Source organism: Microbacterium sp. NPDC077663 (genome assembly GCF_044542795.1).
Lineage (GTDB): Bacteria > Actinomycetota > Actinomycetes > Actinomycetales > Microbacteriaceae > Microbacterium.
The window spans coordinates 417,189-429,130 of record NZ_JBITVE010000003.1; the positions used below are offsets into that span (position 1 = coordinate 417,189).

General features: G+C 70.0%; 14 protein-coding genes, 3 tRNA genes and 1 pseudogene. 4 read left to right on the forward strand and 14 right to left on the reverse strand.

Annotated features, from left to right (window positions below; translation table 11 throughout):
* Nucleotides 1-52: 52 nt before the first annotated feature.
* Nucleotides 53-547 carry a metallophosphoesterase family protein gene (locus ACIGEP_RS14610; RefSeq protein ID WP_396662355.1) on the reverse strand — a complete coding sequence of 165 codons (495 nt, stop codon included), beginning with the start codon at nucleotides 545-547 and terminating at the stop codon, nucleotides 53-55.
* Nucleotides 548-665: 118 nt separating this feature from the next.
* On the opposite strand from ACIGEP_RS14610, the gene ACIGEP_RS14615 reads away from it, so the two are divergent.
* Nucleotides 666-914: a hypothetical protein gene (locus ACIGEP_RS14615; RefSeq protein WP_396662356.1), complete on the forward strand. Its 249-nt coding sequence runs from the start codon at nucleotides 666-668 to the stop codon at nucleotides 912-914.
* A gap of 35 nt (nucleotides 915-949) precedes the next feature.
* On the opposite strand, the pseudogene ACIGEP_RS14620 reads toward ACIGEP_RS14615, so the two are convergent.
* Nucleotides 950-2,423 (reverse strand): annotated as a pseudogene (locus ACIGEP_RS14620) (MDR family MFS transporter).
* Nucleotides 2,424-2,531: 108 nt separating this feature from the next.
* On the opposite strand from ACIGEP_RS14620, the gene ACIGEP_RS14625 reads away from it, so the two are divergent.
* A complete protein-coding gene (locus ACIGEP_RS14625; protein WP_396662357.1) occupies nucleotides 2,532-3,200 on the forward strand; it encodes a TetR family transcriptional regulator in 669 nt (222 codons plus the stop codon).
* A gap of 62 nt (nucleotides 3,201-3,262) precedes the next feature.
* Here the strand turns inward: ACIGEP_RS14625 and ACIGEP_RS14630 are convergent.
* From ACIGEP_RS14630 to ACIGEP_RS14645, 4 genes are all read right to left on the reverse strand, one after another.
* Nucleotides 3,263-3,336, reverse strand: a tRNA-Met gene (locus ACIGEP_RS14630).
* 23 nt (nucleotides 3,337-3,359) lie between these two features.
* Nucleotides 3,360-3,431 (reverse strand) — tRNA-Thr (locus tag ACIGEP_RS14635).
* A gap of 64 nt (nucleotides 3,432-3,495) precedes the next feature.
* On the reverse strand, nucleotides 3,496-4,905 hold the full coding sequence (locus tag ACIGEP_RS14640) for a M23 family metallopeptidase (RefSeq protein ID WP_396662358.1): 1,410 nt from the start codon (nucleotides 4,903-4,905) through the stop codon (nucleotides 3,496-3,498).
* Between the two features lie 125 nt (nucleotides 4,906-5,030).
* Entirely contained in the window at nucleotides 5,031-5,819 is a 789-nt protein-coding gene (locus ACIGEP_RS14645) for an inositol monophosphatase family protein (RefSeq protein ID WP_396662359.1), read from the reverse strand.
* 31 nt (nucleotides 5,820-5,850) lie between these two features.
* Between ACIGEP_RS14645 and ACIGEP_RS14650 the strand changes: the two genes are divergently transcribed.
* The gene (locus ACIGEP_RS14650; RefSeq protein WP_396662360.1) at nucleotides 5,851-7,416 is read left to right on the forward strand and encodes a phytoene desaturase family protein; all 1,566 of its coding nucleotides are present in this window, start codon (nucleotides 5,851-5,853) and stop codon (nucleotides 7,414-7,416) included.
* 3 nt (nucleotides 7,417-7,419) lie between these two features.
* Here ACIGEP_RS14650 and ACIGEP_RS14655 read toward each other — a convergent pair whose 3' ends face one another.
* The 7 genes from ACIGEP_RS14655 to ACIGEP_RS14685 all read right to left on the reverse strand — a co-directional run bounded on the left by ACIGEP_RS14655 (nucleotide 7,420) and on the right by ACIGEP_RS14685 (nucleotide 11,057).
* Nucleotides 7,420-8,454 carry a hypothetical protein gene (locus ACIGEP_RS14655; protein ID WP_396662361.1) on the reverse strand — a complete coding sequence of 345 codons (1,035 nt, stop codon included), beginning with the start codon at nucleotides 8,452-8,454 and terminating at the stop codon, nucleotides 7,420-7,422.
* A gap of 116 nt (nucleotides 8,455-8,570) precedes the next feature.
* Entirely contained in the window at nucleotides 8,571-8,912 is a 342-nt protein-coding gene (locus tag ACIGEP_RS14660; RefSeq protein ID WP_396662362.1) for a hypothetical protein, read from the reverse strand.
* Between the two features lie 12 nt (nucleotides 8,913-8,924).
* A complete protein-coding gene (locus ACIGEP_RS14665; RefSeq protein ID WP_396662363.1) occupies nucleotides 8,925-9,065 on the reverse strand; it encodes a hypothetical protein in 141 nt (46 codons plus the stop codon).
* 75 nt (nucleotides 9,066-9,140) lie between these two features.
* Nucleotides 9,141-9,225: transfer RNA gene (locus ACIGEP_RS14670), tRNA-Tyr, on the reverse strand.
* A gap of 87 nt (nucleotides 9,226-9,312) precedes the next feature.
* Nucleotides 9,313-9,801, reverse strand: coding sequence for an FBP domain-containing protein (locus ACIGEP_RS14675; protein WP_396662364.1), 489 nt, complete (start codon nucleotides 9,799-9,801; stop codon nucleotides 9,313-9,315).
* 47 nt (nucleotides 9,802-9,848) lie between these two features.
* On the reverse strand, nucleotides 9,849-10,163 hold the full coding sequence (locus ACIGEP_RS14680; protein WP_396662365.1) for a hypothetical protein: 315 nt from the start codon (nucleotides 10,161-10,163) through the stop codon (nucleotides 9,849-9,851).
* A 51-nt stretch (nucleotides 10,164-10,214) separates the two neighbouring features.
* Nucleotides 10,215-11,057: a LysM peptidoglycan-binding domain-containing protein gene (locus tag ACIGEP_RS14685; protein WP_396662366.1), complete on the reverse strand. Its 843-nt coding sequence runs from the start codon at nucleotides 11,055-11,057 to the stop codon at nucleotides 10,215-10,217.
* A gap of 64 nt (nucleotides 11,058-11,121) precedes the next feature.
* Here ACIGEP_RS14685 and ACIGEP_RS14690 point away from each other — a divergent pair, with 64 nt between their 5' ends.
* Nucleotides 11,122-11,613 (forward strand): YajQ family cyclic di-GMP-binding protein, encoded by a 492-nt coding sequence (locus ACIGEP_RS14690; protein ID WP_396662367.1) that lies wholly within the window; start codon nucleotides 11,122-11,124, stop codon nucleotides 11,611-11,613.
* A 30-nt stretch (nucleotides 11,614-11,643) separates the two neighbouring features.
* Here the strand turns inward: ACIGEP_RS14690 and ACIGEP_RS14695 are convergent, their stop codons facing one another.
* Entirely contained in the window at nucleotides 11,644-11,874 is a 231-nt protein-coding gene (locus tag ACIGEP_RS14695; RefSeq protein WP_396662368.1) for a hypothetical protein, read from the reverse strand.
* Between the last annotated feature and the right edge of the window lie 68 nt (nucleotides 11,875-11,942).

Consider the following 11,942-nt stretch of genomic DNA (forward strand, 5'->3'; position numbering starts at 1 on the left):
TTTCTAGCAATCCGACAGCGATAGTACTCCTCTGCGCGCGGAGGGCAAGCCGTCAGATGCGGTGGAGTCGGACAGAACGGATGCCGCCGTCAGCGAGCTCGACCGTCATGAACGTGTGCGCCGGCTGGCGCCGCCGATCCGTGGGCGAGCCCGGGTTCAGGAGGCGCATTCCTCGCGGGGACGTCGTGTCCCACGGGATGTGACTGTGGCCGAAGACCAGCAGGTCGGCATCCGAGTACGCGGCATCCATCCGCTCCTCCCGGCGCTGCTTCTGGCCGGTCTCGTGGACGACGGCGATGCGCACGCCGTCCACCTCGCGTCGCGCGACCTCGGGCAGCACCGCACGGAGATCGTCGCCGTCGTTGTTGCCGTACACGCCGAGCACGTCGCCGTGTGTCGCCAGGTCGTCGAGGACGGATGCGGCGACCCAGTCGCCCGCATGGACGATGAGGTCGGCGGCATCCGCTTCGCGCAACACCTCGTCGGGTAGGCGGCGCGCGCGGCCGGGGATGTGGGTGTCGGAGATCAGGAGCAGTCGGGTCGTCACCGCGGAAGGGTAGCCGAGGCGCGTCGGACGCGACAGCCCCTGCGGGCGCGGACCGGGTGAGCGCAGGGTGGAGGCTCCGGTGCGATCGTGCCGGGAATCACGACGGAAGGACAACGACATGAGCACCCCCGACACCGACGGCATCCGGCTCGACCCCGCCGACGCTCCTCTCGGCGACACGACCGTCGGCGACACCGAGGCGGCGGACGCCGAATTCGAGGGGCGGCCGCTCGACGACGACGCGGGCGAGGCGCCCGAGGAACCGTATGCCGACAGCGGCATCCAGCCGGAGTCGCAGGGCGAGGACCCGCTCATCGCCGAGATGGGCGAGGACGGCGACGGCGAACTCGCCCCCGAAGACCTCTGAGCATGCCGCGCGGCTGATCCCCTACCGGACCGGGATCATCGAGCGGACGGCGACCCGCCCTTAGCTGTGGTGCCGACCTCGGGTCGCCGCACGAACGCGGCGAGGATCACTGCCAGTGTCGCGATCACGGCACCGACGAGGAACGCCGTGTGCGCGCCGGAGGCGACCGCGCCGACCGGATCTGCTCCGGATGCGGCGGCTGCCGCCCCGCCGACCGACATGAGCGTGATGAACAGCGCCACCGGCGACCTGCTGGAGCGTGCTGACGGTCGCGCTGCCGTGCGAGTAGAGGGTCTGCGGCAGCGAACCGAGGGCGGAGGTGAGCAACGGCGTGAAGACGAAGCCCAGCCCCAGGTTGAGCGCCATGTGCACGGCGACGATCCAGGCGACGGAGGTGCTCTCGCCGAAGGATGCCATCCCCCAGAGCGCCGCAGCCGCGACGATCATCCCTGGGAGGACGAGCGGCATCGGGCCGAAGCGGTCGAAGAGCGAACCGACGATCGGTGCGATGACCCCCATCAGCACGCCGCCGGGCAGCAGCATGAGGCCCACGGTGAGGGTGTCGAGACCGAGCACCTGCTGGAGGTAGATCGGCAACAGGATCAGCGAACCGAACAGCGCCGACATCACCACGATGACCAGGACCACGGCGAGGCTGAACGAGCGCGAACGGAACGTGCGCAGGTCGAGCAGTGCGGCATCCGTCTTCTGCAGTGCGAGCTGGCGGACGACGAAGGCGACCAGGGATGCCGTCCCCACGACGAGCGGGATCCAGACGGGCACCAGGGTGTGACCCGACGCGGACTCGCCGATCGAACTCAGCCCGAAGATGAGCCCGCCGAAGCCGACGGCCGACAGGCCGACGGAGAGGAGGTCGAACCGTGCGTCACGGGTCTCGGTGACGTTGCGGACCCAGACGGCGCCGAGTCCGATGGCGATCAGGGCGATGGGGAGCACGAGCCAGAACATCCACCGCCAGTCCAGGGCGGAGAGAATGAGGCCGGACACCGTCGGGCCGATCGCCGGCGCCACGGCGATCACGATGCTGATCACGCCCATCATGCGGCCGCGGTGGGTCGGCGGGACGACGTTCAAGACGGTCGTGAACAGCAGCGGCATCATGATCGCCGTCCCCGAAGCCTGCACGACGCGGCCGACGAGCAGCATCCCGAATCCCGGGGCGAGCGCAGCGATCAGCGTTCCGATCGCGAACAGCGCCATGGCCGTGAAGAACACCTGCCGCACCGTGAAGCGCGCCAGCAGCGATCCCGTGAGGGGGATGACGACCGCCATCGTGAGCAGGAACCCCGTCGTCAGCCACTGCGCCGTCGCCGCGGAGATGTCGAGGTCGACCATGAGACTCGGCAGGGCGACGCCCATGATCGTCTCGTTGAGGATGACGACGAACGCGGCGACCACGAGGAGTGCGATCACCGGCCCCGTCTTCGCGCCAGCGGCGGCGGGCGTGGAAACGGGTGCCGTGTCGGGTCGGGAGTCACTGAGGGTCATCGGATGCCTTCGGGGTCGGAGTGCGGCGGGCGGCTATCGACACTATATGACAGTCACTGCCAATATGTCGCTAACTGCAGAGTTGACGATCGGTGCAACAATTGCCGCATGCAGCTGCATTCCCGCGATGACGCATCCGAGGCGAGCCGCCCGACGGAGGGCCTTCGCGAGCGACGGCGACGCGAAACCCAGCGCGAACTGTCGGACGCCGCCCTCGAGTTGTTCGAGACCCGCAGCGTCTCCGGCACGACGGTCGACGACATCGCTCACCTCGCCGGCACCTCGCCACGCACCTTCTTCCGCTACTTCGCCACGAAGGAGGCAGCCGTTCTGCAACCGACAGACGAGTCGGAGGCGATGCTCAGAGCCGTCGCCGATGCAGTGAGCGGGGGCGAGCCGCTTCTGGGCGCGCTCGAGAGCGCCTGGCTGACACAGATCTCGCGTTTCGACGCCGAGCCGGGCGAGCACCAGCGGGTCCTCCGGATCCGGCGGCTGGTGGGGCAGGAGCCGACGCTGCTCGCCCTGGCCCTGCGCACCGAAGCCGAGCAGGTCGATGCCCTGACCGACACCGCCGTGCAGTCGGCGGCCGGGACAGGCGCCGACGCTCTCAGTGCGCGGGCGGCGATCGGGATCGTCTTCCTCATCGTGCGACTCGCCTTCGACGAGTGGGCTCGGCGCGCCGAGGGGGGTACCGCGGTCAGCGTTCGCGAGATCTATCTCGATATCCGGCGCAGCACCGTGGCGATGAGCGACCGGTTGGGCGATCCGCCCGCCTGAGGCCGACGAGCAGCAGAACCCCGGGAACAACAAAACCCCCGGGTGGAGCCGGGGGTTTTGCGTAGCGGGAGCGGGGCTTGAACCCGCGACCTCACGATTATGAGTCGTGCGCTCTCACCAACTGAGCTACCCCGCCACGAGCATCCGAGGGATGCTGCGAGCCCCGAGTCAGGATTGAACTGACGACCCCTTCCTTACCATGGAAGTGCTCTGCCACTGAGCTATCGGGGCGTGCTGCCCGCACGCGGGCAACTAGAAGAGGATACCAGAGTCGCGGCATCCTTCATGTCACGGGTCAGCCCTGCGTGTGCTCCTTGAGCCACGGCAGCGGGTCGATCCGGGTCGTGCCGCCGAGCAGCACCTCGAGGTGCAGGTGGGCGCCGGTCGACTTGCCCGTGCTGCCGACGCGACCGATGACATCGCCCGCGTCGACCGTCTGACCGGCCGAGACACGGAGCGATCCGTACTGCATGTGCCCGTAGCGCGTCGAGACGAGTTGGCCGTCGATGATGTGGTCGATGACCACGGTCACGCCGTAGTCGCCGCCCGCCTCCGTCGCGATGCGGACGGTGCCGCCGGCGACGGCGTGGACCTCGGCGCCCGCTCCAGGAGTGAAGTCGGTGCCGTGGTGCGCGCGCGAGAACTTCGACAGGTACGACGTCGAGCCGAACTGCGCCGAGATCGGCACGCCCACGGGGAAGGGCCACTGCACGTCGGCCGTCTCGTCGTTGACCCAGGTGCCGGCGAACTGCGTGACACCGGACTCGGCGGCCACGTCGGTCATCGACTCGATGTCGTACTCGCCCGAGCGGGAGAGGATCGTCGCGCCGGCGTCGGAGTTGGCGACGTAGGCCTGGATCTCGGGAGCATCGGCGTCGGTGGCCTCGGCGGCGAGCGAGATGTCGCCGCTCACCTCCTGACCGAACGCGCCGACGGCGGTGACGGGGGTCGTCGTGCCGATGGCCAGCAGCCCGACGACACCCACGACGCTGATCGAGAAGGATGCCGCGGCCGCACGCTTGAGCAGGACGCGTCCGCGCCGCGGGCGACGGGGCTGCTGCTCGGCCATCCGCACGCGGGTCGTGCGCCGCGCGTGCTCGTCGGCGTCGACGGCGGCCCGAGCGACCTGGACGGGCGTCTCGCCGGTGAAGGAGAACACCTTCGCCGCCAGCTCGAACTCATCGATGGTCGGCCCGGCGTCCTCGGCGGAGGTGTGCGTCGAGGAGGCGGACGGCAGGACGATCGTCTCGTCGAGGAACTCGGGGATTCCGGGGGCTTCGGGAACGGCCGAAACGACAGTCGTCGTTCGCGAGGAGCGCGAACGACGACGGAGAGGAAGCGGGGTGGCGGTATCGGAGATCGCCTCGGCGAGGGTCTCGGCGACGACCGACTCGGCGATCGATGCGGGGGCGGACTCGGCGATCGGGGTCTCGGCACCGGCCGACGCCTCAGCAGAGGGCGAGACCTCGGCCGCAGCGGTGCGGGAGCGGCGGCGACGCGGCGCCGGAGCCGCCTGGACGATCGCGATGACCTCGCCCATCGCTGCGGCCGCCTGCGTGACGGTGACCTCCGCGTCGCTCGCAACGGGAGTCGCGGCGGCGCGGCGACGGAGCTCCGCACGGGTCAACGGCGTGGCGCCGGACGTTGCGGAATGCCGGTCGCGACGCGTTGCGGGCGCGTCGTTCGGGGAGGTCTCGAAAGTCAAACTGCGGGCTCTCGGGTAGAGCGGCGGGGGCCGCGGGCTTCAAGGTCACAATCCCTCCGCTCGGGCAGCGAAGGTAACGATCAGATAAACAAGCTACACGACGGGGCTGAGAATGGCATGTCCGTTCACAGACCGATCCTGTCGACGAGCCTGTGGAAGAGTTCCGGCCCCGCAGCGATGGTCATGTCCCGCCCGGGAAAGCCGTCCGGCGCTCCCGTCACGACCCCCCCGGCCTCAGTCACCAGAAGCGCGCCGGCCGCGTGATCCCAGGGGTGCAGACCGCGCTCGAAGTAGCCGTCCAGACGCCCCGCCGCGACGTAGGCGAGGTCGAGCGACGCCGCCCCCGCACGGCGTAGATCCCGCACGAGCGGCATGACCGCCGCGACACGGGCGAGGTCGCCCTCGTGGTGCTTCGGGTCGTAACCGAATCCGGTCGCCACCAGCCCGCCGGCCTCACCGACCTGCGAGACCGCCAGCCGGTGCTTCCCTCGCCACGCGCCACCGCCCCGGACGGCGTGGAACGTCTCGCCGACGGCGGGGTTGTGCACGACACCGGCGAGAGCCGTCCACGTCGGCGCGGTGGGCTCCCCCGAGACGGCGGCGATGCTGACGGCGTAGTGCGGCATCCCGTACGCGTAGTTCACGGTGCCGTCGATCGGATCGACCACCCAGGTGATGTCCGAGGTCCCCCGCTCCGCGCCGGACTCCTCGCCGAGGAAGCCGTCGTCCGGGCGTTCGGCGGCCAACCGCGCGCGGATGAGGGCCTCGACCTCGCGGTCGGCCTCGGTGACGATGTCGGCGATCGCCGACTTCGTCGCGGCGATCGCCACACCCTCCTCGCGGCGCCGCCGGGCGAGCGCGCCGGCTTCGCGGGCGATGTCGAGGGCGAGGTCGGCGAGCGCAGCGGCATCCATCCCTCCACGCTACGCCGCTAGGTTGAGCACCATGAGCGCCATCCGTGACGTCGTCATCATCGGCGGAGGACACAACGCCCTCGTCGCCGCCGCCTACCTCGCCCGCGCCGGGCGCACCGTGACGGTGCTGGAACGCCAGGACCACGTGGGCGGCGCGGCGGTGTCCGAGCGGCCGTGGGCGGGAGTCGACGCGCGACTCTCGCGGTACTCCTACCTCGTGAGCCTGCTCCCCCGCACCGTCATCGACGACCTCGGTCTGCGCATCCGCCTCGAACGCCGCCGCTACTCGTCGTACACACCGCTGCCCGACGACCCGGGTCGCGGCATCCTCATCGACAACGCGGATGCCGCGGCCACCGCCGCGAGCTTCGCACGGGCCACCGGCGACACCGACGAAGCGGGTCGGTTCGCGCGGTTCTCCGAGCGGACCGCTCCCCTCGCCGCGACGCTGTTCCCCACGGTGACCGCTCCGCTCCGGCGGGAGCACGACGCCCGCGCGGCCGTCGGCGACGATGCGCTGTGGGAGGCGATGACGGCGCGACCGCTCGGAGAGTTCATCAGCGAGGGACTCCGGACCGACGTCGCCCGTGGCATCGCCTTCACCGATGGGCTCATCGGCACGTTCGCACGCTCGGACGATGCCACCCTCCGTCAGAACCGGTGCTTCCTCTACCACGTCATCGGCGGCGGCACCGGGGACTGGGACGTTCCGGTCGGCGGCATGGGCGCGGTCAGCGGCGAGCTGGAGCGAGCCGCCCGCGCCGCCGGCGCCGAGATCCGCACCGGCGCCGAGGTCGTCGCCGTCTCACCCGACGGCGCAGTCGATCTCGCCGACGGCGAGCGCGTCGGTGCCCGGGTGGTTCTCAGCGGTGTCGGCGCGGCCCTCCTCGATCGGCTGCTCCGCGCGGGCGGCGCCGCCGGAACCGGGGCACCGCTCCCGGAGGGCGCCCAGATCAAGGTCAACATGCTGTTGTCCCGGCTCCCGCGTCTGCGTGATGCCTCGGTGGACCCCCGCGCCGCGTTCGCCGGAACGTTCCACATCAACGAGACGCTGACGCAGGTGGATGCCGCCTACGATCGGGCGGCGAGCGGTGGCATCCCGGACCCGTTGCCCGCCGAGATCTACTGCCACTCCCTCACCGATCCGTCCATCCTCGGGCCCGAGCTGCGGGCCTCGGGGGCTCAGACGCTGACGCTGTTCGGGTTGCAGGTGCCCCATCGGCTCGTCGCAGACGGCACCGCCGACCGGGACGCGCTGTGGGAGGCGGCGCGGCGCTCCCTCGACTCGGTGCTCGCGGAGCCGATCGCCGACGTGCTGTACCGCACTCCGGACGGGGAGCCCTGTGTCGAGGCGCGGACGACGGGCGACCTCGAACGCGACCTGGGGATGCTGGGTGGCGACATCTTCCACGGCGATCTGTCGTGGCCGTGGGCCGCGGACGACGAACCGCTCGAGACCCCCGCGCAACGGTGGGGTGTCTCGAGCGGTGTCGACGGTGTGCTGTTGTGCGGTTCGAGCGCGCGACGCGGCGGCGCGGTCAGTGGAATCGGCGGCCACAACGCCGCCATGGCGGCATTGGAGATGCTGGCCGGCTGACCGTCACCGCTCTGGCGGTGCGGGCGGGGCGTCCGGTGCGGGCGGGGCGTCCGGTATGGGCGGGGCGGCCGGAAGCGGGGGCACCGGCGGGACCGGCGGGGCGGCCGATTCCGGCGCGGCCGGCGCGGACTCGGGCGACGGCGGAGCCGTGGGCGGGGCGGGCGGCGTGGCCCCGGCTGCAGGAGCGGCGTCGGGCGTGACGGCACCGTAGGGCTGCTGCGGGTAGGTCGGCCAGCCGGTGTAGTAGGCGTTCCAGTCCGGGCTGCCGTCGGGCATCACGGGGAGGGGGGTGCGACCGTCGGCGTAGGTCGGCCATGCCTGCGCGGGGGCGGTGGCCGCTGCCAGGTGCGCAGCGCCGTCGTTCTGCGCTGCGGCGCCGTAGCCCTGCGAACCGTACGCTGCGGCGACCTGAGGCTGTTCCTTCTTCGGCGCGAACAGGGCGTTCACGAGCGGGACGAGGGCGGTGCCGACGGCGGCGAGGATCGCGTCCGACACCAACACACGCCAGTAGATGTCGCGGAACTCGATGAACTCCTCGAGCATCAGCGGGATGATCAGCATGACCGCGAGGATCACGACGAGCCCCATCGTGACGTACGTCACGATGCTCGTGAAGGTGGTCTGATAGCGGGCGAAGGCCTTCGCGTAGAGACGGATGTGCAGCAGCGCTCCCTGCAGGATCAGCACGATGAGCAGGAACTTGAAGAACCGTTCAGCGCCGACGCCGTAGTCGCCCGCGGCCTCGGGCATCCAGATCATGAACGCACCGATGATGAGCGCGACGACCCACGAGACGATGCTCGCGAGGGCGAACCACGCCGGTCGACGGCTGGCAAGGGATGCCTCGAGGATCGAGATCCCGGCGAACCCGGCGAGCAGCAGAATCGTGAGGAACGCCCGGCCGACGATGCCGTTCGAGTCGCCGATCAGGACCCAGACGACGCAGACGACCGCCGCAGCGATCAGTGCGCCGATCGCGACCCAGATCGCGGCTCGGAAGATCCTGCTCGAACGGGGGGCGGTGATCGGTTCGCTCATCCTCGACATCCCTTCGGCGGAGGCCTCCCCCGCACTCGCCCCCATCCTGTCAGACGGGCCGACGAGCACGCCGGATGTCCACAGGGGTTGCGGCCGTGGCACGGGCTGTGGAGGGGTCAACCGGGAAGGACGACGACGGGTCGCTCCTCGGCATCCACCTCGTCGATCTCGGCGGCGTCGTCGTACGCCCGAGCGACGTGTGGCGACCCCCGCTCCGTGCGCCACGCTGTCGCGTCGGGCCACAGGACGACGTTGTCGTGCGGGCCGATCCAGATCGTGGTGACCTCGATCTCTCGGCCGTCGGCGAGGATCAGCCGGCTCGACTGCGTCTGCGCCTCGTCGAACTCTTCCGGCTCACCCGGCGTGTACTCCTGCAGCGGCATGTCCGTGAAGCCGCGCATCCACTCCGTGATGATCTCCGGGTTCCGGATCGTCAGCCGCTCGATGGTGTCGGGCACCGCCGTCGACGGCTACTCGAAGTATTCGATCGCCACGACCTGATCCGCACGGACGGCGATCGAACGTGTCGTGTTCGGGGTGCATCCCGCGAGCGCGACGGTGAGGGCGGCAGCGGCGGCGGTGATGATGACGAATGAGCGGTGGCTGGGCATACTGACCGCAGGCTATCGACTCGCTGACCGGCGCCGCCAACGAGAAAGGGCTGCGGATGTCTCCGCAGCCCTGGGTGGTGGCGAGTGAGGGATTCGAACCCCCGAATGCAATGCAGTCTGATTTACAGTCAGATCCCTTTGGCCGCTTGGGTAACTCGCCAAGTGCGCACCCGCCCGGCTTGTGCAGTCGACCGGAGGCGCGATCACCTACTCTACCCTCCCGGCGGGCAGGACGAAAACCGCGGCGTCAGGCTGCGGTGGCCACGCGCTCGACGAAGGATTCGAGGCGATGACGCGTGCCGTCGATCCGCCGGTCCACGCTCGCACGGATCTCGCTCGGGGCCAGCGGACCCGCGATGCGGACGTTGTCGTGACAGGTCAGATCCGCACACACGTAGGTGCCGACGCTGTCGCCGCGGTCACCGGCATCCCCTGTCCGTCGGGCGGTGAACATCGTGACCTGATTGCCCGGCTGCATCGTGTGACAGATGTTGCACATGGCGGAGCGGCCCTGCGTGGCGCCGTTCGCCGCACGCAGCACGATGCCGGTCGGCCGGCCGTCGATCTCGGCGACGACGTACCCGCGGCTGCGCGTGGTGGGGTCGCGCCAGGCGAGGAAGTCGAGGTGATCCCACTCGAGGATCGGAAAATCGTGGGGCGGCTCGAGGCGTTCGCGCTCGTCCCTCGTCGCATTCACCAGCACGTCGCGCAACTGGTCCTCTGTCAGCGGCCGCATCAGCCCATTGTACGAAGCGACGGATGCCGTGGCTCCGCCGGCGTCGGTCAGGCGCCGAGTGCCAGGATCAGCGACGACACGCCCACCAGGCCGACGCCGGCCACCGTGCCGATGGCGGGCCAGAGGAAACCGCGGCGGCGGATGCCCGCGAAGACTAGACCCACGATGCCCGCCAGCATCCCGGCCGAACCGCCCGCGACGAGCAGGACGAAAGTGAAGATCAGCAGCCAGCCGTACTGCTCGTCCACGGTCGCGACGACGAGCAGGACCAAGAGGGTCGGCAGTATCGACAGGACGACGATCGCGAGGGCGGCGATGCCCCACGCGCGTTGGGCGAGCAGGGGTGTGGCGGGCGTGGTCACCCCGCCAGCGTAGGCGCGGTCGCATCCCGCGCCCGGGTGACGCGCGGTGGCTCAGCCGCGTGAAGAGATCGTGCGGCTCGTCGGCCGCAGCTGCACGCGATCACCCGGCTGCAGGATGCGCTCGGGTCCGCCCGCCTCGTTGAACTTCTGCACGGTGATCGCGTCGACGCAGAAGCGGTCGCCGATGCCGCGATAGGTGTCGCCCGGCTGCACGGTGTAGAAGGTGGGCTTGCCGTCGACCTTCTCGACCGGACCCTCGGCGTACTCGCCCTTGCCGGTGTCGACGACCGTCCCCGACATGCCGACCGGGATCCGCCCTTCGGCGTTCGGGTCGGCGAGCGAGATGCGCGCGATGGCGTCGCAGTCCTGGTGCGTGCGGTACCCGCCCTTGGCCGCCTCGTTGAGCGCCAGCGCGGTCGACTGACCTTCGGCGAGGATCGCGAGGTAGTCGCCGGCGTAGATCTCGCCGGCTCCACCGAAGCCGTTCGCGCTGTTGAAGTCGCCGCTGTTCAGGCAGAAGCGCTCCACGATCGCCCAGTACGAGTCGCCCGGCACCACCCGGTACACCGTCGCCAGGCCCGTGCTGTTGGACTGCTCGACGACGCCCGTGGCACCCGGGGAGATGTCGCCGCGGTCCTTGCCGGCCGGCACACCGAGACACTTGCTCTCGGGAGCCGGGGTCGTCTGCACGGGTGTGGGAGTCGGAGACGGGGCGACCGCCGTCGGCGTGGGTGTGGGCGTCACCGTCCGCTGCGGCGGTGCCGACGTGCGCGGCGCCTCGGCGACCACCTCGTCGGTCGGGATCATCCCGATGACGGCGGGCGCAGCAAGAGCCAGGAGCCCCACCACCGAGCCCACAGCGATGCCGACCATGATCTTCCCCCGACGATCCATGCCTCGACGCTATCCCGCTCGGGTCACAGGCGCGCAACGATCGACCGGCGGTACCCTCGAACGCATGGCCAGCGACAGCTCATTCGACATCGTCAGCAAGATCGATCGCCAGGAGGCGGACAACGCGCTCAACCAGGCGCGTAAGGAGGTCGAGCAGCGCTACGACTTCAAGGGCACCGGTGCCTCGATCGAGTGGAGCGGCGAGTCCATCCTCATCAAGGCGAACAGCGACGAGCGCGCCAAGGCGGTACTCGACGTCTTCCAGTCCAAGCTGATCAAGCGCGGCATCTCGCTGAAGAGCCTCGACTCCGGCGACCCCCAACCCTCGGGCAAGGAGTTCCGCATCGTGTCGACTCTCAAGGAGGGCATCTCCTCCGACGACGCGAAGAAGATCAGCAAGATGATCCGCGACGAGGGCCCCAAGTCGGTCAAGGCGCAGATCCAGGGCGACGAGCTTCGGGTGCAGTCGAAGTCGCGCGACGACCTGCAGGAAGTGCAGCGGATGCTGAAGGCCGCCGACCTCGACGTCGACCTCCAGTTCGTCAACTACCGCTAACTGGAGACCCTGACCTGGGGTTTTTTGACCTTAGTCCGCAGGACCGCCCGGTGGTGGGCCAGGTGAGAGGGTCGCGATGTACGCGCGGTGGATCAACACCGTCGCGGCCCGAGGCGTCGGCTGTGGGTTCAGCTCGACATCCCGAAGCCAACACCGATAGAAGACGAGCTCGCCTTGCCGGCGGATCTCCACACGCCCGTAGGGGTCGCCGTCCGGTGTGGCCAGGGTCCAGGTGCCCGCGGGGCGCTCGATGGTGGCCATGAAGGGATGCCATCGAACTGCCACAGCTGAAGCATCAGCGCGACCACCGACATGACGGACCCCCAAGG